Source organism: uncultured Thomasclavelia sp. (assembly GCF_944324745.1).
Classification (GTDB): Bacteria; Bacillota_I; Bacilli_A; order Erysipelotrichales; family Coprobacillaceae; genus Thomasclavelia.
In genome coordinates this window covers 1-23425 of record NZ_CALUXO010000053.1, presented here as the reverse complement: position 1 = coordinate 23425, position 23425 = coordinate 1, and the positions used below count along the sequence as shown (strand labels likewise).

18 protein-coding genes are annotated in these 23425 nt (G+C 30.6%); 16 read left to right on the top strand and 2 right to left on the bottom strand.

Annotated features, from left to right (window positions below):
- Positions 1–99 precede the first annotated feature (99 nt).
- The 11 genes from Q0K54_RS06690 to Q0K54_RS06640 all read left to right on the top strand — a co-directional run bounded on the left by Q0K54_RS06690 (position 100) and on the right by Q0K54_RS06640 (position 12808).
- Complete coding sequence (locus Q0K54_RS06690; protein ID WP_294579397.1) at positions 100–594, top strand: GNAT family N-acetyltransferase; 495 nt, start codon at positions 100–102, stop codon at positions 592–594.
- Between the two features lie 106 nt (positions 595–700).
- Complete coding sequence (locus Q0K54_RS06685) at positions 701–1918, top strand: PrsW family glutamic-type intramembrane protease (protein WP_294579395.1); 1218 nt, start codon at positions 701–703, stop codon at positions 1916–1918.
- 42 nt (positions 1919–1960) lie between these two features.
- Complete coding sequence (locus Q0K54_RS06680; RefSeq protein WP_294579392.1) at positions 1961–2584, top strand: 4'-phosphopantetheinyl transferase superfamily protein; 624 nt, start codon at positions 1961–1963, stop codon at positions 2582–2584.
- An 82-nt stretch (positions 2585–2666) separates the two neighbouring features.
- Positions 2667–3365: a response regulator transcription factor gene (locus Q0K54_RS06675; protein ID WP_294579389.1), complete on the top strand. Its 699-nt coding sequence runs from the start codon at positions 2667–2669 to the stop codon at positions 3363–3365.
- Positions 3349–4902, top strand: coding sequence for a sensor histidine kinase KdpD (locus Q0K54_RS06670; RefSeq protein ID WP_294579387.1), 1554 nt, complete (start codon positions 3349–3351; stop codon positions 4900–4902). Before Q0K54_RS06675 ends, Q0K54_RS06670 begins: the two co-directional genes overlap by 17 nt.
- Before the next feature lie 118 nt (positions 4903–5020).
- The gene (locus tag Q0K54_RS06665; protein ID WP_294579384.1) at positions 5021–6520 is read left to right on the top strand and encodes an amino acid adenylation domain-containing protein; all 1500 of its coding nucleotides are present in this window, start codon (positions 5021–5023) and stop codon (positions 6518–6520) included.
- Positions 6513–7691, top strand: a complete 1179-nt coding sequence (locus Q0K54_RS06660) for an alanine racemase (protein ID WP_294579381.1) — start codon at positions 6513–6515, stop codon at positions 7689–7691. The genes Q0K54_RS06665 and Q0K54_RS06660 overlap by 8 nt, the downstream gene beginning before the upstream one ends.
- A gap of 12 nt (positions 7692–7703) precedes the next feature.
- On the top strand, positions 7704–7934 hold the full coding sequence (locus Q0K54_RS06655; protein ID WP_294579379.1) for an acyl carrier protein: 231 nt from the start codon (positions 7704–7706) through the stop codon (positions 7932–7934).
- A gap of 1 nt (position 7935) precedes the next feature.
- A complete protein-coding gene (locus Q0K54_RS06650) occupies positions 7936–9528 on the top strand; it encodes an MBOAT family protein (protein ID WP_294579377.1) in 1593 nt (530 codons plus the stop codon).
- Between the two features lie 13 nt (positions 9529–9541).
- Positions 9542–10492 (top strand): hypothetical protein, encoded by a 951-nt coding sequence (locus Q0K54_RS06645; protein WP_294579374.1) that lies wholly within the window; start codon positions 9542–9544, stop codon positions 10490–10492.
- Between the two features lie 588 nt (positions 10493–11080).
- Entirely contained in the window at positions 11081–12808 is a 1728-nt protein-coding gene (locus tag Q0K54_RS06640) for a PP2C family protein-serine/threonine phosphatase (protein WP_294579370.1), read from the top strand.
- Positions 12809–12886: 78 nt separating this feature from the next.
- On the opposite strand, the gene Q0K54_RS06635 is transcribed toward Q0K54_RS06640, so the two are convergent.
- Positions 12887–13927, bottom strand: a complete 1041-nt coding sequence (locus tag Q0K54_RS06635) for an AraC family transcriptional regulator (RefSeq protein ID WP_294579365.1) — start codon at positions 13925–13927, stop codon at positions 12887–12889.
- Positions 13928–14070: 143 nt separating this feature from the next.
- Between Q0K54_RS06635 and Q0K54_RS06630 the strand changes: the two genes are divergently transcribed.
- The 5 genes from Q0K54_RS06630 to hslO all read left to right on the top strand — a co-directional run bounded on the left by Q0K54_RS06630 (position 14071) and on the right by hslO (position 22482).
- On the top strand, positions 14071–17277 hold the full coding sequence (locus tag Q0K54_RS06630) for a glycosyl hydrolase (RefSeq protein ID WP_294579363.1): 3207 nt from the start codon (positions 14071–14073) through the stop codon (positions 17275–17277).
- A 357-nt stretch (positions 17278–17634) separates the two neighbouring features.
- On the top strand, positions 17635–18879 hold the full coding sequence (gene tilS, locus Q0K54_RS06625; RefSeq protein ID WP_294579360.1) for a tRNA lysidine(34) synthetase TilS: 1245 nt from the start codon (positions 17635–17637) through the stop codon (positions 18877–18879).
- A 21-nt stretch (positions 18880–18900) separates the two neighbouring features.
- A complete protein-coding gene (hpt, locus tag Q0K54_RS06620; RefSeq protein ID WP_294579357.1) occupies positions 18901–19431 on the top strand; it encodes a hypoxanthine phosphoribosyltransferase in 531 nt (176 codons plus the stop codon).
- A 9-nt stretch (positions 19432–19440) separates the two neighbouring features.
- Positions 19441–21390, top strand: a complete 1950-nt coding sequence (ftsH, locus tag Q0K54_RS06615; protein WP_294579354.1) for an ATP-dependent zinc metalloprotease FtsH — start codon at positions 19441–19443, stop codon at positions 21388–21390.
- 204 nt (positions 21391–21594) lie between these two features.
- Positions 21595–22482 (top strand): Hsp33 family molecular chaperone HslO, encoded by an 888-nt coding sequence (gene hslO, locus Q0K54_RS06610; protein ID WP_294579351.1) that lies wholly within the window; start codon positions 21595–21597, stop codon positions 22480–22482.
- On the opposite strand, the gene Q0K54_RS06605 is transcribed toward hslO, so the two are convergent.
- A complete protein-coding gene (locus Q0K54_RS06605; protein ID WP_294579349.1) occupies positions 22479–23189 on the bottom strand; it encodes a gamma-glutamyl-gamma-aminobutyrate hydrolase family protein in 711 nt (236 codons plus the stop codon). The genes hslO and Q0K54_RS06605 overlap by 4 nt on opposite strands.
- Positions 23190–23425 lie beyond the last annotated feature (236 nt).

The following is a 23425-nucleotide window of genomic DNA, read 5'->3' as shown; positions in this document are numbered from 1 at the left end:
TTTGTGAATTAAAATCAAATTTTTACTTATTTTTAGATTCGGCTTAATTGTAATTAACTACTGGTTGGTGTATGATAAAAGTTAGATTGGAGTGACTTGATGGAAAGGATTGATACCCAGCGTTTATATCTTAGGGAATTACAACGCGAAGATGCTGTAAGGATGAGTGAATATCGTAATAAAAAAGAAGTGGCTTTTTACCAGTCATGGTGGCGTTATCCTTATAAAAAAGCGGTAAAAAGAGTTGAATATTGTTTAAAGCATCCTTTTGAAGGAAAGATCGGCAATTATCATTTAGCAGTTATTTTAAAAGAAAATGAGGAAATGATCGGTGATTATTATTTAGAAGTTATTGATGAAAAAAGTTTGATTATTGGTTATACTTTCGATAGTACTTATTGGCATCATGGTTATGCAAGAGAAACCCTGAAGGTATTATTGCGTGTTTTAAAAGAAGAATATGGCTTTAAAATGGTTTTTGCTCATGTTTATGATGATAATTATCGTTCGATTAGATTATTAGAAAGTATGAATTTTAAACAATTTGATTCATCTAAAATTTTAGGTGATATTAGTTTTAAATTGGAGTTATAGTTTGGTTGCAAGCAGATAATTTTATCTGCTTGTTTTTTGTAAAGATAAAAATGATAGTCGTTTGTTTAAATATAGTATATAATGTAGTAAAAAAGAAGGTGATTTGATGGAAAAAGTATGTTCCAATTGTGGCAGAACAATTGATGCAAATGCTAAGTTTTGTAAATATTGTGGTCATGAAAATAAGGTAGAAGATAACAAAGTTCACTATTGTTATAAATGTGGCAAGCCATATACCGGTGTAATGAATTATTGTCCTAGTTGTGGGGCTAAGTTAGTCAATGATAATAATAGTGAAAATATTCAAGCTTATTTAAAAAAGGGGCTAGATAATTTTACTAATACTATTAATAGTATGACTGGTGAAGATGGTAAAGTTGAAATTAAGTTAAAGGAATTATTTTCTGAAGTTTTTAAGAAACATTCTGTAGCAGAACGGGAAGAGTTATTTATAACCGGTACTAAAACTACTACTCCTAAAGAGGCTGATATGGTTTCCAGCTGGCCTAAGCCCTGGTTATATTCTCGAGTTTTTTTGATGTTTTTAATTGTTTTCATTGCTTTATTTGTGATGGTTAATAATTTTTATAACACCAATGCAATTCCTGGAGCAATTTTTATTGGAGCACTGATGGTTCCATTTTCAGCATTAATTTTCTTCTGGGAAGTCAATGTTCCTCGAAATATTAGTATATTTGATGTGGTAACGATGTTTTTTGTCGGTGGGGCTTTATCGTTAGTTTGTACTTTAATTCTTTATGAAATTATTAATGTTGAGCAGCTTGATTATATTGGAGCTATTTTAGTAGGAATTATTGAAGAAATTGGAAAGATAGCCGTTGTAATTTTTTATGTAAGAAGAAAAAATACTAAATACATTTTAAATGGAATGTTAATTGGTGCTTGTGTTGGAGCTGGTTTTGCCGTGTTTGAAACGGCTGGTTATGCTTTTAATGCTTTTATCTATAGTAATGGTCAAATTAGTGTGATGTTAAATATCTTATTATTAAGATCTATTTTATCTTTTGGCTGTCATACTACTTGGAGTGCAATTGCCGGGGTTGGTTTGATCGTAGCTAAAAAAGAAGAACCGCTTACCAGCAAACATCTTTTAAGTGGTCAATTCTTAAAATTTTTAGTTTATGTTATTGCATTACATGCTATCTGGGATATGCCAATTACTTTTGGCGCTGATATTTATTTAGTGCAATGGTTATTAACATTTATTGCTGTGGTGACAGTTTTAGTGTTATTAAATGCCGGGTTACGACAAGTTTCACAATATGCTATGTTAGCTAAAAAGAAAGAGAATATGATTGAATAAAAAGTTGATTTTAATCAACTTTTTTCTCTAATGGATTTTATTATGGAAAATGCTGTAATAGTATATATAGTAAAAAATGAAGCTAAGATAGCTTCACATGAATTATTATTTTTAATGGCCCAAGATTATTTTAAAACACTTGGATTAGTCTTAAATAAAAATGACTGGCAAATTACGTATAACGATCGAGGTAAGCCATCAAATATTAAATATCCCCAAATTCATTTTTCAATTTCTCATAGTGGTCTTTATTGGCTGGTTGCTTTTGGTCATCAAAATTTAGGTATTGATGTCCAATTAATGGAATTAAAGAAAAAAAATAGTAATGACCATTATTTAAAACTAGCAAAACGTTTTTTTAATCCTAGCGAAATTAATTATCTTAATAATAGTTTAGACATAAAACAAAGCTTTTTTCAAATCTGGTGTGCTAAAGAAAGTTATGTTAAATATTTGGGCAGTGGTATTAGCAATACTTTTGATCGATTTAGTTGTTTACTCGATAACGATGCTTTGTTTACTGTAGATTCAAAATTAATAAAATGGAAAGTTGATAATATATATTATTATCAAAAAATAATCGCTAGTAATTATTTATTTTGTCTAGCTACCGATAATTTAGTAGATATTCAATTTAAGCAAGTAGATTCCCTTAAGAAAAATTAAGGGAATTATTTATTTCCTTTAGTTTTGAAATAATCTTTTTTAGAATTAGATTCGCTATACTAAAGAACAGGAGGAATTATTAATGAAACCGAATGTGCTGATAGTAGAAGATGATCAAGATATCGTTGAATTATTACTGTTATATTTTGATGGGCAAGATTTTAATGTTTATACGGCTTTTAATGGTGAAGAAGGACTGGAAATTATTCGTAAGCAAGATATATCAATTGCTTTAGTTGATATTATGATGCCAGTGATGAATGGTTATGAGTTTATTAAAGAAGTTCGAAAAATTAAAAATTTTCCAATTATTATTATTTCAGCCCGAACGATGGATGTTGATCGAATTACTAGTTTAGATTTAGGAGCAGATGGCTATATTACCAAACCATTTAATCCTTTAGAAGTATTGGCTTATGTTAATGCAATGTTAAGACGTTATAATTATCAAATAGAAACCCAAAACAAACAAGATAATCATTTAATCTTAGGAGAACTAGATTTTGATTTAGATAAATTTAGATTAAAGAAAAATGGTATAGTAGTTTCATTAACAGTAACGGAATTAAAAATATTAGCTAAGATGATGAAAGAACCAGAACGAGTTTTTACTAAAGCTCAGCTATATAGTTGTATTAATGGTGAGCTATATGATAATGATGATAATACCATGATGGTTCATATTTCAAATATTCGTTCTAAAATTGAAGATGATCCAACAAATCCTAAATATATTAAAACAATTAGAGGGCTGGGTTATAAAATTGAAAATAAGACGTAAACGAAGTTTTGTTACGATCTGTTTACGACAATTCTTTTTATATTCCATTTTATTATTAGGAATTTATATTTTATTTAATTATTGGATTAGTAATCATCTTACAAATGCTTTTCCTACAATTGATACTTTATATGAATATCAAACAGAATTAGAAAATGATCAGTTTGCTCAAATTGATGCCAATAGGCTTAGAAACTGTGATTTTATTATTTTTGATGAAAATGGAAAAGTTCTTTATGGAACTAGACAGGAAGTAGTTGAAAATGTTAGCTACACTGACTTGGTTTATATTAATGATAATCAAGAATCGATGTCATATTCAGTTTATCAGGGTATTGATCAAGATACTAATCAAAAACTGTATTATGTTACTTTATATGGTCAAGATGATGAACAGGAGTATATTATTGATGAGTGTGTTTTAGACCAAGATTTGATAATTGTTAGTGGAACTTTGTTTAATGATAAACAACAGTTAACGAAAAAAGAATTTTATTATTTGAAAGGTTTTTATGATAATAAACATGAAATTACAAAAACTTCATATACTACTGTTAATGATGATGAAAGAACCCTGGTATTTATCTCACCGATAATCAATGATCTAACTTATGAAAAAGTAGTTATAGAAACAAACTGGCTTTGGTTAATCGCCGCAGTTGTTATCTTGTTAGTAGCAATTGTTCAAAGTTTATTATTTGCAAGAAAAATCAAAAAACTAGTTATGCCATTAAATAAAGCTATTGATTCATGTCAAAACGGTAATTTAATAGTGGAGAATAATCATTTACCAAGTGAATTCCAAACGGTGTTAGACAAGTTTCGTGATCTGTTAGAACGTTTAAAAACAGCAAGGCAAGAAAAAGAACAGTTAATCGTCGATATATCCCATGATCTAAAAACACCACTGACAGTTGTTCAAGGTTATGCTAAAGCTTTTATTGATAACAAGATTGATGATAAGCAGGCTGAAAAATATTTACGTATAATGATAAAAAAAGCCGATGATGCAATTGGTTTAATCAATACATTATTTGATTATGTTTCCATGGATCATCCTAAATATCAAATAGAATTAAAACAAGTCGAACTATGTGAAACCTTAAAATTAATGTTGATACAAAAATATAATGAAATTATTGCATCGAGATTTAATTTAGAAGTTGATATTCCTGATGAACCCATTTATTTTGAACTTGATACTAAACTAATTAATCGTCTATTAGATAATTTAATTTCTAATAGTTTAAAATATAATAAAGAAGGAACAACCATCTATGTTGCTTTAAAAATAACTAATAAACAAATAATCATTACTATCGGGGATGATGGCATCGGAATCGATCATCAGCTGGCATCATCGATCTTTGAACCCTTTGTTATGGCAGATAAGGCCAGAACCAGTGGCAAAGGAACTGGTTTAGGTTTATCGATTGCTAAAAAGATTGTCGAACTGCATCAAGGAACGATTATCCTTAAAGTACCACCAGATAAACCATATCATACGCAATTTATTATCGTTTTTAATCGAAAGTAAAACAACTATCAAAGAGGATAGTTGTTTTTTTTCAAATCTTAACAAACATTAAGGTTCAATAAATCTTTAATAAAGGTAGCTGTTTTATAGTGATAGATGTAAAGATAAGGAGGACAAAATGAAAAATGTATTAGAATATTTAGAATATCAGGCGAAGATTAGACCAGATAAAGTTGCTGTTATTGATGAAAAAAGAACGTTTACTTACGGTAAGCTAGAAACGTTAAGTCAAATATGTGGTAGTTATCTAGCTAAATACGAACTTACAAAACAGCCAATTGTTGTTTTGATGGAAAAAAGCAGTTTGACATTAATATCCTTTTTAGGGATTGTTTATTCAGGTAATTTTTATGTTTTATTTAATCCTGATTTACCAGTTTCACGGTTAAAACAAATGAAACAGATTTTAAAAAGTCAGGTAGTGATTACTGATAAACAGCACTTGAAAATGGCTGAAGAAATATTTGGATTACAAGAGATTGTTTTAATTGAAGAAATACTAACGCAATCAGGTGATTATAAGAAACTAAAAAGTATTCGTCAAAAAATGATAGATATCGATCCGTTATATACAATTTTTACTTCTGGTTCAACTGGTGTTCCTAAAGGAGTAGTCGTATCTCATCGTAGCGTAATTAGTTTTATCAATGATTTTGTCAGAACTTTTGAATTTGGTCATCGAGATATATTGGCTAATCAGGCACCGTTTGATTTTGATGTTTCAGTTAAAGATATCTACACATCATTAAAAGTGGGAGCGACTTTGGTGATTGTTGATAAAAAAATGTTTTTACAGCCAGTCGTATTAATTGATTATTTATGTCAGCATCAAGTAACTGTTTTGATCTGGGCAGTTTCGGCTTTATGTTTGATTACATCATTTCACGGTTTAGATTATAAAGTACCCAGAAGTTTAAAAAAAGTATTATTTAGTGGTGAAGTTATGCCATTATCACATTTAAAACAATGGATGAGCAGTTTACCACAAGTTGAATTTGTTAATTTATATGGACCAACTGAAGTAACTTGTAACTGTAGTTATCATATTATTGATTGTTATCATGATTATCAACAGGGAATTCCTATTGATCATCCTTTTTCAAATCGACGAGTATTTTTGTTAGATGAACATGATCAAGAGAGTGATTTTGGCGAAATAGTCGTTAGTGGCAATTTGGCTTTGGGTTATTATAACGATTTACAACAAACTAATACTAAATTTGTCCAAAATCCATTAAATGACAAATATCCTGATATTATTTATCGAACGGGTGATTTAGGACGCATTGATCAAAATGACAGTTTGTATTTTTGTGGTCGTAAAGATTTTCAAATTAAACATCAGGGACATCGAATTGAATTAGAAGAAATTGAACTGGCAGTCAATGGTGTTAATGGTGTTATACGCAGCTGTGTTGTCTATGATGATAAAAAAAGTCGTATTTATTGTTTTTATCAAGGTGATTGTTTAAAAGAGGCTATTTACCAGGATCTTAAACAAAAGTTACCGATATATATGATTCCTAGTAAAATTAAACAAGTTGATAATTTTATATTAAATAAAAATGGAAAAATAGATCGAAAATTATTATTGAAAAGGAGTGTTGTTCATGAATGAGATAATGGTAAAAAAATTGGTTGAAAAATATCCTACCCCGATGTATGTTTTTGACATCAATCGCTTAAATGAAAGAATAAAACTTTTATCAACAATTTTAACTGATAAAATCAAAATCTGTTATGCCATGAAAGCTAATCCATTTATCATTAGCTCTTTAAAATCACAAGTTACCTGTTTTGAAGTTTGTTCACCAGGGGAACTTCGGATTTGCCAAAAAGAACAGATTGCGCCAAAACAATTAGTTGTTTCTGGTGTATATAAAACACCAGAAGTGATTGACGAGTTAATTGGTTCTCATTTATCAGTTCGAGCATATACAGTCGAATCGTTAAATCAATTTAGTTTATTAGAACAATGTGCTAAAAAGCATCAGCAAATAACTCCAATGTTGATCCGATTGACTAGTGGTAATCAATTTGGATTAGATAAAGAAGAAGTATTACAATTATTGCAAGAAACAAAATCAAATCCGTATATTGAAGTTTTTGGGATTCAATATTTTTCTGGAACTCAAAAATATTCATTAAAAAAATTAACTAAAGAAGTGAAATTTCTTGAAGAATTTTTAAATGAAATTACTGATCAAACAGGAATTAAAATTCATAATTTAGAATTTGGACCCGGGTTACCAGTAACGTATTTTAAAGAGGATAATTTTAATGAAAGCAATCATTTGGTGGAATTTTCCAAGTTATTGCAGACAATTAATTATCCAGCCACGATTACTTTAGAATTAGGGCGCAGCATTGCAGCGAGTTGTGGCTATTATTTGACAAAAGTTGTTGATACAAAAACTAATAATAATCAAAACTATGCCATTGTTGATGGGGGTATCAATCATTTAGTTTATTATGGACAATCAATGGCAATGAAACATCCATTGATGGATATTTATCCAGCTAGAAATAAGCAAAATGAAATTAATTGGAATATTTGTGGGGCTTTATGTACTGTCAATGACATTTTAGTTAAACAGTTGCCTATTTCCAATTTACAAATAGGAGATTTATTGGTATTTAGGCAAACTGGTGCATATTGTATGATGGAAGGTATTTCGTTATTTTTAAGCCGGGATTTACCAATGATAATTCGCGTTAATCCCGATAATAGTTTTATTTGTATTCGTGATTCAGTTAGAACCGATTTATTAAATCGAGCAATTCAATAGGAGGAAATAAAGGTGGATAAATTATTAGAAATTTTAGAAGACTTATTACCAGGAGAAGATTTAGAAAATAATGAAAGATTAGTTGATAATCACATTTTAGATTCACTAACGATATTATCATTAGTTGCTGAAATTGAAGATGAATTTGATGTTACTGTTCCGGCAGTAGCTATCGTTCCTGCTAATTTTAATTCAGTAAAAGCTATCTATACAATGATCATGTCTTTACAAGAGGATAATTAAGATGCGTTCATATTGTTCCTTTGAGTATTTAGGAATCATTTTACCACTTGTTGTCATTGTTTATAATTTGGTAAAAAAGAAATATCGGTGGCTGGTATTACTATTATGTAGTTATTGTTTTTTCTATTTGATCAGTAAAGAATTAGTCATTTATTTAGTCTTAGCTACTTTTGGTATTCATCATTTTGGTATTTGGTTGACTTTAGTTCAAAACCGTCAGAATGAAGAATTAAAAACGGTTGCCAAAAGTGAGCGCAAAAGTCTTAAACTTTGTTATCGCAATAAACAAAGAAAGATTTTGGCTTTGGCAGTAACTTTAAATTTAGGTATTTTAGTTGTTTTAAAATATAGTGGCTTTTTAATCAAGAATCTAAATAGCCTGCTAGCTATATTTAAATTAGATTTTTCATTGAGTGTTCCAGCATTTATTATTCCAATTGGAATATCGTTTTATACTTTAAGAGCGATATCATATTTATTTGATGTCTATTATGAAAAAATAAAAGCTGATCAAAGTCTAGGACGATTAGCTTTGTATATGAGTTTTTTTCCACTAACAATGGAAGGGCCAATTTGTCGATATAGTGAAGTTACAGAATCTTTATATCAAGGAAATCCTGTTACATATCAAAATCTAACCTTTGGAATCCAGAGAATATTTTATGGGCTGTTTAAAAAAATGGTCATTGCTGATCGTCTTAATGCATTTATTAGTAATGTTTTTCAAGATTATAGCAGTTATGATGGTGGTATTATTTTTGTTGGCGCTTTGTTATATACTTGCCAATTATATATGGAATTTTCTGGAACAATGGATGTCGTCATTGGAAGTGGCCAGATTTTTGGAGTTAGAATGCCAGAAAATTTTAAGCAACCATTTTTTTCTAAAAGTATTTCAGAATTTTGGCAGCGCTGGCATATTTCTTTAGGTTTGTGGTTTAAGGATTATTTGTTTTATCCCCTTTCAATGAGTAAACCGATAAAAAATTTATCATCAAAACTTCGAAAACGGTTTGGTAATCATCATGGTGCCGTATTGGCTGGCGGGATTGCATTACTGGCAGTCTGGTTAGGTAATGGGTTGTGGCATGGAGTCGGTTGGAATTATATCTTTTTTGGATTATATCACTTTGCTTTAATTTTAACGGCTAATTTTATTGAGCCAACAATTAAAAAGATTCAAAACAAATTACATATCAATCCAGCAAGTTTTGGATATAAACTTATTCGGATAATTAAAACAAGTATACTAGTAGTTATCGGAGAATTATTTTTTAGAGCAGAAGGATTAAAAGTTGGTATAAGAATGTTTATCAAAATTTTTAGTGATTTTTCATTGCAATCATTTACTAATGGAAAAATATATGAATTAGGTATGGATAAATATGATTTTTTCATTCTGGCCATCGCTGTGATCATTGTTTTGATCATTAGTATTCTTAAAGAAAAAAATATTAAGATCAGACAGACAGTTGCTAAGCAAAATATTGTAATAAGATGGGGCCTATATTATGCATTAATTATTTTCATTATTGTATTTGGGGCTTATGGAACTGGATATATACCAGTTGATCCGATTTATGCAAATTTTTAATCGAGGTGTAATTATGCAGCAAGTGAAAAATATCTTGTATAGTACATTATTTATTATTGGTTTGGGATTATTTTTATTAGGAGCTTCACTGATTGTTATTCCTAAAAATAATCTTGATGTGTTTGGAATGGATAATTTATCAGCTAATGGCATATTAGGTGAAAAAGAAAATAGTATTGATGTTTTAGTAATTGGTGATAGTGAATCCTATTCGGCAATTACACCAATGCAGTTATGGAATGACCATGGAATTACTAGCTATGTTTGTGGAACTTCTGGTCAACTATTGACTGAAAGTAAATACTTTTTACTTCAGGCTTTTGAAAAACAAAAACCCAAACTGGTGATCTTAGAGACTGATGCTATTTATCGTAACTTTTCTTTAGCCACCGCCTTAACAAACATATTTGAAAATAAATTACCGATTTTTAAATATCATAATCGCTGGAAGTCATTAAAGGTAATTGATTTTGGTGGTGATGTTGAATATACTTGGAGAGATGATTATAAAGGATATTCTTATAGTACGGTAGTAGCTAAAGCCGACGATAGTAATTATATGACTTACAGTGATCAAATTCAAAAAATTAATAAAATAAATGAAAACTATGTTTTAGATATGGCGAAATTTTGTCAAGAAAACGGGGTAACTTTTATGCTTTTAAGTACGCCAAGTACTATTAACTGGAATTATCCACGCCATAATGGAATATCACAATTTGTCAATGAACATCAAATTCCTTATTTAGATTTGAATTTACCCCAAACCTCACCTGGTATCGATTGGAATCAAGATAGCCGTGATCAAGGAGATCATTTAAATCATTATGGTGCTAAAAAAGTCACCAGTTATTTAGGAGATTATTTAAAAAATAATTTTCAATTAGGTGATCATCGAAATGATGAAAATTATCAAAGCTGGAATGAAGCGTATCAACGATATCTACAATCTACCAGCCATTAAGATACTTTTAAATAGTAAAAATTAAAATAATATCGTTATTTTTTATCCATAATAAAAAATGTGACAAAATATTCATTTACTACTCTCTATAATCTTGATTATGAGGTGAATGAAATGGATTTGACAGTAACGAAAGCAAAAACAAAAATCAAAAAAGGTAAAATGGCGTATCTATCAATCTTTGGGCTGACCCTCCTTCTAGGTTTAGTAAAAATTTATGACACATCTATTTGTTTTGTCCTGCCCATGCTAGTAATATCATTTGCGTGTGGCTATCGTTATATAATCACTTATACCCTGGCAATTATATTGGTGACTTATATAAATAATGATGGTTACATGCTATTGATAGTCTCCCTTACTAGTATCATTTTGATGCAAATATTGATGTATTTAAAGTTTATTAAAAGTAAGTATTTAGCCCTGATAATTACTTTAGTAAGTTCGATTTTTCTATACATTTACCAATATTCATATGTAGAAATATTGGTTATATTATCCTTTACTATTATACATAGTTTACTTTACCTGGAAGTTATCCCTCTCTTTGTCCATAATACGATAGAAGTTTATACTAATAAGAGAATGATGATTTTATCAGTGATAATCATGCTGGCGATTATTTCATTAATGGAAATCAATCAGGTTTATACCATGATATTATTAAGATTCTACTTATTACTTAGCGTTTACTACCTAGGTATTCAAAGTACGATGCCCACGATCTTATATATATCAATTGTTTTGATGTTTATTAATTCGTTACTTAAAGATGAGATATTATCATTAATCCTTCCTTTTAGTATTTTCTTTATGTATAAACCAGAAAATAAATTAATCTGTACATCACAGTATTTATTGAGCCATTTGATTTTGCCGTTTTTTATTACATACGACTATTTTTATCATGGATTTGTCATTGTAATAAGTGCAGCTTTATTTTTGTTTATTCCCACTTTAAAGCTAAAGCCCGGCATATTAAGTGAAGAATATAAGCAAGTTACTAGTCGTAATAAACTAATTCAACGAGCCAGTACATTCGCCTCTTTATTTAAACAATTGACATCAATTTTTCAAGAAGCTAATCGTGACGTTAATGTTGGTGAATTTGTCGGATATGTTTATGAAGATATTTGTAGTCATTGTCCAAGTCGTGATTTGTGTTTCTATCATGATGGTAATGTCAGTCGTTTAGGTAAATTGATTAATAAAGGATTTAAAAGTAGTTATAGTAAAGAAGATTTGAAGTATATTGAACAAAATTGCATTAATCCTGATAAATTTATTAGTGCTGTAAATGAATATCGGGAAAGTTATGAAAAGATAAAAAGAGTCAATCAGGAAAATTCGCATTTAAAAAAAGATTTATTTTATGAATTTTCACTATTGAGTGATGTTTTTGATAACTTTAGCGCTTCATTATCACAAACACCATTAAATGACGATAGTTTAAAAGAACATTTATTAGCTTATCATTTCAATATTACATATTTATATCGTCATCAAATTTCTATGCATACTTATACATTAGAAATTGGTTTATTAGATATTGATAAAAATGGTGTTATCAATGAATTGATCCCAATTATTGAAACCTATTTAAATGAAACATTAGATGTGGTTTCCGTCAAGGATACAATGCATTATCTGGGATATACTTCAGTAGTTTTAAAACACCAGCAAAACTTTTCATTACAATATGGAATCCAGCAATATTCACTAGATCCTATGCATTGTGGCGATTCTTTTAGTGTCTTTCATCAAAATAATCTACATTATTTAGCTTTAAGCGATGGCATGGGCCAAGGAAAATTAGCCGCAGATGAAAGCAAGCTGACATTGGAAGTTTTATCAAAGTTAATTTTAAATGGAATCAGTTTAAAAGATACGATTGATTCCGTTAACTCATTATTAAAAATAAAAAACCGCAATGATATCTTTACGACCTTAGATTTGTGCAATATTAATTTAGCTAGTGCTAAAATGAAGATGATTAAATATGGTGCTAATCCCAGCTATCATTTACGAGATGGTAAATTAGAAAAAATAGCCACTAAATCATTACCGGTTGGGGTCGTCTCTAAATTAAAAATGCACAGTTATGAAATGCGTCTACAAAATAACGATGTAATCATCATGTCCAGTGATGGTACTGGTAGTCGTTTTGAACAGATTCTAAGCAGTCATTTAGATATCTTGGCAAGTAAACATCCGCAAGAAATTGCGACATACTTAATGGATCAAGTGTTAAATGAAAATAATCTTGATGATATAACGATCCTGGTTATTAAGATAATTGAAAATACTAGTGAATAAAAGACTAGTGGATGGGAAATGAACAAAAATAAGCTAGGAGGCTTAAATAAGGAGTCATTTCAATATCCATTAGTCTTTTTAAGCATCACGATATTCTTTTGGTGTAAGATGGTATGTTTGTTTAAATACTTTATCAAAATAACTGCGATCACCATAACCGGTCATTTGAGCGATTTCATCAATTGGAGTCGAAGTATTTTTTAAATAGTAGCAGGCATTTTGTAAGCGATAATCTTTAAGAATTTCTGTAAAAGTATGACCAGTATACTTTTGAAGAAAACGCATCATCGTTCTAGTTGTATAGCCAAAATGTTCAGCCAGCTGTTTTAAAGTGATAGTTTGATAATGATCTTGGATATAAGTCAATAATTGCTGGATATCAATTTTATGATCTTGTTTTGTTGTAGTGACTAATTTTGATTGATATAGTCTAGCTAATGATAGAAATAATGCTGCTAGTAGTATTTGAATCATACTATTGTAATAAGGCTTATGGCTAAAAAATTCGACCAGGATTTGTTTAACATAAGATAAAGCGGTGTCATATTGGTTTAAGTCAAAAATTAGAAATTCATTTTGTTTGGAGATATTATAAATTGATTTAATAAAGAAATTAGAAACAAAATCATTATTATCTAATAATTGTAAAAAAGTTTGAGTTAATAATTCCTGACTAATTAAAATATTAAATACTTTTGTTTGGTCATCAGGGATGATTAATTGATGGACGGTTTGTAAGTCAAATAGACAAAGGTGATTAACTGGTAGTTCGATTTTATGATCATTGATAATTGTAATACATTTACCAGCATAGACATAGATTATTTCAAAGAAATCATGATTATGATAGACGCTTTTTCGATAAGTAACCTTTAAATCTTTATCTATTTGATTTAGCTGTTCCAATTTAATATCAATAGAAAGTGAATTATTAAATTCTTCTGATGCATTTAATGACATATAAGTCTTACTAGAATCAAAGTATTTTAAAATTTTTCGTAATTCAAAATTATTGTTGCTTACTGGCTGATTGCTTAAATAAGAATTAGGATTATGCTTAGAAAAAGTTGGATGTTGTTTTTCTTGATCGGTTAAAGTATCTAAAAATAATTTGCTCATAATATTCGCCTCCGTTACCTTAATTATAGCATTATTTGACATGAAGATAAAAAATGTCGTTTTTTTTCATAATAAATGTCCGATTCGTCAATATTAATTTATTTAGTAAAACGGTATTATTTAGACAGCGATGGAGGTAGGATATGAAAAAAACATGGAAAAAAGGATTAGTAGGAATTATGGCAACTACATTATTAGTCGGTGGTTTAATTATTCCTAGTCAGGCAGCTGGGAATGATCCGTTTATAGATGGATTTGTTGATGTTGCAATGGAAAATCGTCCTCGGACACGTTGGTGGGTTCCGGGATCACATATGACTAAAGCCGAGATTGAAGCTGAAATTAAATCAATGGTCAATGCTGGTTTTGGTGGGGCTGAGATAGTTCCAGTAGCTACTGGCGGTGAAGGTGGCGATTCAATTGATTGGGGCAGTGAACAATGGAATGAAATGATCAAACATATGTTAGAAGTGGCCGGAGAATATGTTTTTACAATTGATTTTACGATGACTCCTGCTTGGCCACTAGCTTTACCAACAATCAAAGATGTCAATGATCCAAGTCAAGGAGCTCAAATGGAATTAGACGGGGCTTATCAAGATGGAATTACTAAGGATAATCCATTTAATGGTCAGTTACCAATGTCTGATGAAGCATTGGAAGATGTTAGTTTAGTTAATGGAAAAATTGAATTAGCGGCAGTTACGATTGCCAAATATGTCGATAAGGAAAATAAAGTATTAGATTTTGATAGTTGTATATCATTAGACATTAACAACGTTATCACTAATGAAGATGGTACTTATACGACTTCATGGACTCCTGAAGATGATGGAGAATATGTGTTATTTGCCTGGTGGCAGCATCCATCAGGAAATCAAAAATATGGAAATAATCAAGTTGATCATTACAGTAAAGCTGGTAGTCAAATGATTATTGATTATTGGGAAAATAACTTGATACCATATTATGGTGATGGTTTTAAGAATGTAAAATCTTTATTTATTGATTCATTAGAGTTTGAAACTCATTTAGATTGGACTTACGGTTTATTAACCGGTTTTGAAGAAAAAAATAATTATGATGTTGCAGCTTATTTACCAGCTATCTATGACCAAGATGCTATAGGTAATTATATGGGAGAACCAGAACCAGATTTTTCATTTAATAAAAATAATGAAGCGCTGCAAAATGATTTTAAAGATTATTTGACTGATTTGTATATTGAAAATCATCTTAAACCATTACAAGAATTTTGCCAAAAGTATGGTTTAGAATTACGTTATCAAACATCATATGGAAAAACATTAGAAACAGCAAGAACAGCGATGTATGTTGATATTCCAGAAACAGAAACTTTATATGGTGATGATTATTTAGATTTTTATCGTTTACAATCAGGAGCGGTTCATTTAACTGATAAAGAACTTTATTCAATTGAGTCAGCTGCTGAATGGACCGAACAATGGAATGAAAAAGATCCGGAAACTGGAGAATACAAGACTCGGGGTAATGGTGAAAAAGATTGTGGTAACTATCAACAAACTTTCCAAAGCCAGGCGTGGCATGTTCAGCGAGCTTTTGCCGGAGGTGTAAATCAGGTTGTTTTCCATGGTTATGCTTATAATGGACAATATGATGGACCAGGTAGTGTTAATGGATATGTCGATGGGGTTCAATGGCCAGGTTTTGATGGTTTTGAAGCGTCAACATGGTCAAATAGCTGGGGTGAAAGACAACCTAACTGGACCGATGCGCGTAGTTATACAGATTTTATTGCCCGTAATCAATATCTGTTACGTCAAGGCGAAGCTAAAGTTGATTTAGCTATTTATGATCATAGTTATTATGAAAATATTGACTTTGTTGGATGTCAGAAAATATACGAAGATAATGGTTTGTTGGAACAAAATGGTTATACTTATGATTTTGTTTCACCAGCTAGTCTTGATTTAGAAAATGCCACAGTAACTAATGGCCGTTTGGATTATGATGGTCCTGCTTATCAGGCACTGATCTTAAATTATCAGGAGGATCTACCAGAAAAAACGGCAAAGAGATTTTTAGAATATGCTAAAAATGGTTTACCAATTATTATTGTGGGAGATTTACCAAGTCAAAATGCTTTCTATCAAGAAAGTGATATTAATCCAATTATTAGTGAATTAATGCAACAAACAAATGTGCGTCAGGTTGCCAGTGTTGATCAAGTATATCAAGTGTTACAAGAATTACAAATTACACCGGCAGCAGCTTATAGTCAGCAAACAAAATTACTAAATGTTCATCGTCAAGATGAAGACAAGGATATTTATTATTTCTATAATTATGGTGATGTGGATACTTATCGTGAAGCTCCATCGATTGCAGATATTAATACGATAGTAACATTAAAAGGTAGTGGTATTCCTTATCAATTTAATACTTGGACTGGTAAGATTACGCCTATAGCTAAATATAGCAGTGATGGTAATACGGTAACGGTAGATTTAAGTTTAAGTGGTAATGATTCAACTATAATTGTTTTAATGGATGAACCATTAAAAGATGTAGCCACAGCTACTAGCAGCGATATTAAAGTAGCGTATAATGAAAATGATCAATTAATTGCAATCGGCTCTAATCAAGAAGCTAATGTGGTCTTATCAGATGGTAAACAGGTAGCTATATCATTGCCACAGGCTCAAGATAGTTTTGTCATTGATAATTGGGACTTAACGATTGAAAGCTGGCTACCAGGAGATAATCCTACTAGTACGAAAAAAGAATATCTTGAATTTGCTGATTTAAAACAATTAGTCCCTTGGAATCAACTTGATGGTTGTCAGGATGTATCAGGAATTGGAACATATAAAGCTACTTTTGAAGTTGATCAAGGTTGGCAAGAAGGTAGTGGCGCTTATTTAGATTTAGGTACCATAACAGATACTTATGAATTATTGATCAATGGACAAACAATTCCAGTAAATCAAATTGATACATTAGTTGATATTGGGCCATATTTAAATAGTGGAACTAATACAATTGAAGTTAAAGTTGCTTCTACATTATTAAATGCAGTTTTAGCTGTCAATCAAGATGATGATCGTGATGGTGATGAATATGGTATTTTAAATGATGTGACAGTAATTCCATACAACTATACATTAGTTAATCAAGAAATAACAAACGATGAAACTAATGAAGTAATTGATGATAGTCAAAGTCAAGTAGATGATCAGACTAGTGATCAAGTTACTAAGCAACAGACTAAAAAAGTTGCTACTGGTGATGAAACGATGTTTACAGCAGCATTATTAGTTTTAGTAGCTTCAGGAATCATTATTTATCAATTGAAAAAAAGATATTAATTAAATAAAGTCCCACCGAGATAGATAAAAATCAACCTATCTTAGTGGGATTTTACTCTTATTGGAAGACAGTAGATTAATAGTTTTAAGTAGAATAGCAACTAAGTAGTTTATGTTTTGTAAAACAGGTTATAAATTTTGTCTTTTTCATCTAGAGCGGGTGACAATTAAATTTAGAAATAAAATATAATTGAAAAATATTATTTTTAAGTATGATTAGTAATAATAAGTCGCTTGAATGCGATTCATTATTTTTTTTAAAGTCTAAATATCTAATTTTTTCAAAAAAAGAAGTGCAAATTATCTGGCATTAAGGTAATAATTTGCTATAATGTTAAAGATAATCGAGGTGGAATTATGGATAGCTTTAAACGATTGTTAGAAAAGGAACAGCTATATATTGTAGGGGTTTCTGGTGGCTGTGATTCAATGGCTTTATTAGATATGTTATTTAAAAGCCAATATCAAATTGTTGTTTGTCATGTAAATTATCATTTACGAGATGATAGTGATTTGGATCAACAGACAGTTAGCGATTATTGCAAAAAAAATCAAATTCCTTGTTTTGTTAAAGAAATCGATCCTGATAGTTATGGAAAAGATAATTTTCAGGAACAAGCACGAAACTTGCGGTATCATTTTTATTTAGAAACAGGTAGAAAGTTTAAGACAAAAAAGGTGATTTTAGCTCATCACTTAGATGATATCATTGAAACCGTAGTTATGCAGCTTAAAAGAAATAATACTAAAGGGTATCTAGGAATTAAGCAAGTGAGCCATATTTTTAATTTAGAAGTTATTCGACCTTGCTTATCGGTAAAAAAAGAATATTTAAGAAATTATTGTCATGAACATCATGTGCCTTATCGCGATGATTATACTAATTTTCAAACTGATTTTACTAGAGATTATGTTAGAAATATTGTTTTGAAAGATTATGATGAAGCAAAAGTGGCTAAACTATTACAATGGAAAGATGAACATAATCAACGCTATTTTAATCAATTAAAAAAGATTGATAAATATTTGCAGCTTTATCATCAAAACGGGGTGATTGATTATACGTTGATTCCTGAAACTTTATTAGAAAGTTTTATTTATGAAATTGTTAAGGAACAGGTCTATCCACCGTTGATTAGTGAAACATTGATTCTAGAAATCATTAAGCAGTTGAAAAGTTCTAAACCAAATATTGAGATGTCGCTTCCCGTTAATATTAGGTTCATAAAAGAGTATAATAATATACGTGTCGCTAGTTATGAGGATAACCATGGCTATTTCATTCAATATGATCATCTAACCTATGATTATCATAAATACTTTTATTTAAGTGAAGTAGGTCATTTAAATGAAGGCGTTTATTTGAATGAACAGGAATTTCCAATTGTTGTAAGAACAGTTCTTCCTGGTGATGAAATCATGACAGCTGGTGGTAGAAAGAAGGTTTCCAGATTATTTATCAACAATAAAATACCTCGTAAACAACGAAGTATTTGGCCGATTGTCGTAAATAATCAAGGTGAGATTGTTTTAGTACCCCATCTGGCAAAAAATATTAGGTATTTATATTTAAAACCTAATTTATATGTGGTAAAATTATGAACATGACTAGGAGTGGAAAGTATGCATAAGGATATAAAAGAAGTTTTATTTACTGGTGAACAAATCAGTGCAAAATGCCAGGAACTGGCAAAAACAATCAATGAAGATTATCGAGGAAAACAAGTATTATTAGTAGGACTTTTAAAAGGGTCAGTACCTTTTTTAGCTGAACTATCTAAATATTTAGATTTCGATGCTCGATTTGATTATATGGATGTAAGCAGCTATGAAGGTGTTGAATCGAAAACATTAGTTGTTAAACAAGATTTAAAAGATGATGTCAGTGGTAAAAATATCTTGATTGTAGAAGATATTTTAGATACTGGAAAAACTTTATTTAACGTAAAAGAAATGCTCTTGAAGCGAAATGCGAATAGTGTTAAGATTGTTACCATGTTGGATAAAGAAGAATGTCATGTTTTTGATATGAAAGCTGACTACATTGGATTTAAAATTCCTAACGCATTTGTCGTTGGCTATGGATTAGATTTTAATGAAAAATATCGCCAATTGCCATATGTTGGAATATTAAAAGAAGAATGTTATAAATAAGGAGTGTATATGAACAAAAGTGGATTAATCAAATCGATACTTCCTTGGGTCATTGTTCTATTTTTGATTGCTGGTTTTGTAACCTTCATGAATCAAAGTAGCAGTGAAGAAATTAAATATAACGAGTTCGTTAAAATTGTTCAAGAAGAAGATATCGAAGAAGTTGAAATTGTTCCATCTTCATTAGTAGTTGATGTAACAGGAAGTTATGAAACTAAAGTTGATGGTAAAAACCAAACAGTTGAGTTTACTACAACAATTCCTAATACTGAAGCAGAAATGCAGTCACTTACAGCGTTATTAAGTGAAAAAGATATTGATACAACTATCGTTGATGCTAATGATCGTGGAGTATTTGTACAAGTTTTAATTAGTGTATTACCTTATGTACTATTACTTGGAGGTATGTATATTATCTTCAAGATGATGGGACAAAGCGGTGGCAATGCTAAAGCTTTTGATTTTGGTAATTCTCGTGCTAAATTAGAGAAGAATCAAAATACACGTTTTAGTGATGTTGCTGGTGCCGATGAAGAAAAAGAAGAATTAAAAGAGTTAGTGGAATTCTTGAAAAATCCGAAAAAATTTGCTCAAATGGGTGCCCGTATTCCTAAAGGGGTCTTACTTGTAGGTCCTCCAGGAACTGGGAAAACTTTATTAGCTCGTGCTGTAGCTGGTGAAGCTAGTGTACCATTTTACTCAATCTCTGGTTCTGAATTCGTTGAAATGTTTGTTGGGGTAGGGGCTGGACGTGTCCGTGACATGTTTAAAAAAGCTAAACAAACTGCACCATGTATTATTTTCATCGATGAAATTGATGCTGTTGGGCGTCAAAGAGGAACTGGTATGGGTGGCGGCCATGATGAAAGAGAACAAACTCTTAACCAGTTACTAGTTGAAATGGATGGATTTAGTGGTAATGAAGGTATCATTATCTTAGCTGCAACTAACCGTGCTGACGTTTTAGACCCTGCATTATTACGTCCAGGTCGTTTTGATCGTCAAATTCAAGTGGCAAATCCAGACAAAAATGCTCGTACTGAAATCTTAAAAGTACATGCTAGAAATAAGAAATTTGCACCAGATGTTGATTTTAAAAACATTGCTCAAAGAACACCAGGATTCTCTGGAGCTGAATTGGAAAACGTTTTAAACGAAGCAGCATTATTAGCGGTTCGTGAAAACCATAAAGTAATTTCAATGGATGATATTGATGAAGCTGTTGATAGAGTTTTAGGAGGACCAGCTAAAAAATCTCGTAAATATACTGAAAGAGAACGTCGTTTAGTTGCTTATCATGAAGCTGGACATGCGGTTATTGGTTTAACTTTGGAAGATGCTAATAAAGTACAGAAAGTTACTATTATTCCTCGTGGACAAGCTGGTGGTTATAACTTAATGACCCCTAAAGAAGAAACATATTTCCAAACTAAATCACAGTTAATGGCCAATATTGCCGGATTTATGGGTGGTCGTGTTGCTGAAGAAATCTTCTTTGGTGATGTAAGTTCTGGAGCTCAAAACGATATTGAACAAGCAACAAGAATTGCTCGTTTAATGGTAACTGAATTAGGGATGTCTGATTTAGGACCTATTAAATATGATTCAGGTCAAGGAAATGTTTTCTTAGGTCGTGATTATACTCAGCATAATAATTCGCATTCTGGCCAAATTGCTTATGAAATTGATGTTCAAGTTCGTAAAATAATTGATGAAAGTTATGCTAAAGCTAAAGAAATTATTGAAGCTAATAAGGATAAATTGTCAATTATTGCTGAAGCATTGTTAGAATATGAAACATTAGCTGGTGAACAAATTGAATCATTGTTTAATACTGGTAAAATGTTAGATCGTCATAATGGAAGAGATGATGTCGAAATTATCGATAATGATAGTAATGATTCATCAAAAAACTCTTCATATGATGATGCTGATGATTTATTAGATGATATGAAATAAAAAGCGCTAGTCGCTTTTTTTTCATAGTTTTCGTTTTGATTTGACAAAAATTATTGTTCTTTATTAGTTTGTTAAAGCAATATTAATATGAAAGGAATATATATGTCTAATCGTGGAAGAAAAATATTTATTTGGTTTATTATATTTTGTATGTTAATTTGGATGGTTTTATCATCAATTGCGATATTTTTTTAGGAGGTTAATATGAAAGATTATTTAGTAAGAGGTATAGTTAATAGTAAAAATTGTCGAGTATTTGCCTGTAAAACCACAAATTTAGTTGATGAAGCGCGTAAAAAACATAACTTATGGCCAACAGCATCGGCAGCAATTGGTCGAATGATGTCTGCTTCTTTGATGATGGCTAAAATGAATAAAGATCAAGAGAAGATGACAGTTATCATTAATGGTGGTGGTCCGATTGGAACAATGATGTGTGTAACTAATGGTGATGGTAAAATTAAAGGTTTTGTTGCTAATCCTGAAGTTCATTATACTTATAATGATACTGGTAAATTAGCAGTAGGCGTTGCTGTTGGAAATCAAGGGACTTTACAAGTCGTTCGTGATATGGGATTAAAAGAGCCGTTTACTGGATCAGTACCATTACAAACTGGAGAAATTGGTGATGATTTTAGTTATTATTTTGCTGTTAGTGAACAAACACCATCAGTTGTTTCTCTTGGGGTCTTAGTTGGTGAAACTAATGAAGTATTAGCAGCTGGAGGGTTTATTATTCAGTTGTTTCCAGATGCTACTGATGAGGATATTGATTATATTGAACAGGCGGTAAAAAAATGTCCCCCAGTTTCTACCTTAATTAATGAAGGGAAAACACCAGAAGAAATTTTAAAACTTTTATTTGAAGATGTTGAAATTACAGAAACTCAAGATTTGTATTTTGAATGTGATTGTTCAAAAGAAAAGATGGCCGCAGCATTGATGACTGTTGGTCAAGATGAACTGCAGGCAATGATTGATGAAGATCACGGAGCTGAATTGTCTTGCCAGTTCTGTAATTCTAAGTATCATTTTGATGAAAGTGAATTACAGGAAATTTTAAATAAATTAAAAAATCAGGAGCTTAATTAAGCTCCTTTTTTGCAGGCACAGACAAATGCTGATAGGATTTTTTGACTATTTTGATCATTTTGATAAGAAAATTCAGGATGCCATTGAACCGCCCAAATAAATTTTTTATCAGGATGATAAATAGCTTCAATTAAATAATCTTCACTATAAGCCATCGCTTTAAAAGTCGGTGCTAAATCTTTAATGGCCTGGTGATGATAACTATTTACAGCAATTACGTCTTCTTTCAATAAATTAGATAAGGGGGTGTCATCTACGAGTTTGACTTGATGAATGGGATGATCATAAGGCGGAGTTTGATGATGGTTAATAGTACTTGGTTTTTGTGCTGGCAAATCTTGATATAAAGTACCACCAGAAAGAACATTAAACAATTGAATGCCACGGCATATTCCTAATGCTGGTTTATTTTGTTTAAGCACTAATTCAAATAATTTCTTTTCCATACTATCTCTTTTTAAGCATGGCATACCACATTGTTCAATTGGCTGCTGGTTATATAGTGCTGGTGATACATCATGACCCCCAGTAAATAAAAATCCATCAAATGTATTAGCAACTTGCATTAATAATTGTTCATCATCGCTTAAAGGCAACATTATTGGAAGCCCGCCAGCCATTTCTATTCCCTGCATATAGCCTGGCAACATCCAATAACTATTTTTAGTTTCATCGTACAACGGTATTATCGCAATTAAACTTTTCATTATCCACACCCCTCATGAAAATATATTATCATAGTGATAAAATAATATCAATATTTTGTTATCATTTTCTTTAATTCATATATTTTACTTTAACTTAAGAATTATCTGCTGTCAAGCGAAATTGAAAATGTCCTAAAAAAAGTTAAACATTAGCACCGTTAGAACGATGCTTCTGTTTTGATAAGAAACCAAGAAAATTGCTATTTCTCCAAGGATGATCCATTGGAGGAATATAT

What these genes read in the sequence shown, in the direction of transcription:
- tilS (WP_294579360.1), top strand. Translation starts at nt 17,635, where the DNA reads ATGGATAGCTTTAAACGATTGTTAGAAAAGGAACAGCTATATATTGTA.
- Q0K54_RS06650 (WP_294579377.1), top strand. Translation starts at nt 7,936, where the DNA reads ATGCGTTCATATTGTTCCTTTGAGTATTTAGGAATCATTTTACCACTT.
- Q0K54_RS06640 (WP_294579370.1), top strand. Translation starts at nt 11,081, where the DNA reads ATGATTTTATCAGTGATAATCATGCTGGCGATTATTTCATTAATGGAA.
- Q0K54_RS06680 (WP_294579392.1), top strand. Translation starts at nt 1,961, where the DNA reads ATGGAAAATGCTGTAATAGTATATATAGTAAAAAATGAAGCTAAGATA.
- Q0K54_RS06635 (WP_294579365.1), bottom strand. Translation starts at nt 13,927, where the DNA reads ATGAGCAAATTATTTTTAGATACTTTAACCGATCAAGAAAAACAACAT.
- ftsH (WP_294579354.1), top strand. Translation starts at nt 19,441, where the DNA reads ATGAACAAAAGTGGATTAATCAAATCGATACTTCCTTGGGTCATTGTT.
- hpt (WP_294579357.1), top strand. Translation starts at nt 18,901, where the DNA reads ATGCATAAGGATATAAAAGAAGTTTTATTTACTGGTGAACAAATCAGT.
- Q0K54_RS06630 (WP_294579363.1), top strand. Translation starts at nt 14,071, where the DNA reads ATGAAAAAAACATGGAAAAAAGGATTAGTAGGAATTATGGCAACTACA.
- Q0K54_RS06685 (WP_294579395.1), top strand. Translation starts at nt 701, where the DNA reads ATGGAAAAAGTATGTTCCAATTGTGGCAGAACAATTGATGCAAATGCT.
- Q0K54_RS06690 (WP_294579397.1), top strand. Translation starts at nt 100, where the DNA reads ATGGAAAGGATTGATACCCAGCGTTTATATCTTAGGGAATTACAACGC.
- Q0K54_RS06675 (WP_294579389.1), top strand. Translation starts at nt 2,667, where the DNA reads ATGAAACCGAATGTGCTGATAGTAGAAGATGATCAAGATATCGTTGAA.
- Q0K54_RS06605 (WP_294579349.1), bottom strand. Translation starts at nt 23,189, where the DNA reads ATGAAAAGTTTAATTGCGATAATACCGTTGTACGATGAAACTAAAAAT.
- hslO (WP_294579351.1), top strand. Translation starts at nt 21,595, where the DNA reads ATGAAAGATTATTTAGTAAGAGGTATAGTTAATAGTAAAAATTGTCGA.
- Q0K54_RS06645 (WP_294579374.1), top strand. Translation starts at nt 9,542, where the DNA reads ATGCAGCAAGTGAAAAATATCTTGTATAGTACATTATTTATTATTGGT.
- Q0K54_RS06665 (WP_294579384.1), top strand. Translation starts at nt 5,021, where the DNA reads ATGAAAAATGTATTAGAATATTTAGAATATCAGGCGAAGATTAGACCA.
- Q0K54_RS06660 (WP_294579381.1), top strand. Translation starts at nt 6,513, where the DNA reads ATGAATGAGATAATGGTAAAAAAATTGGTTGAAAAATATCCTACCCCG.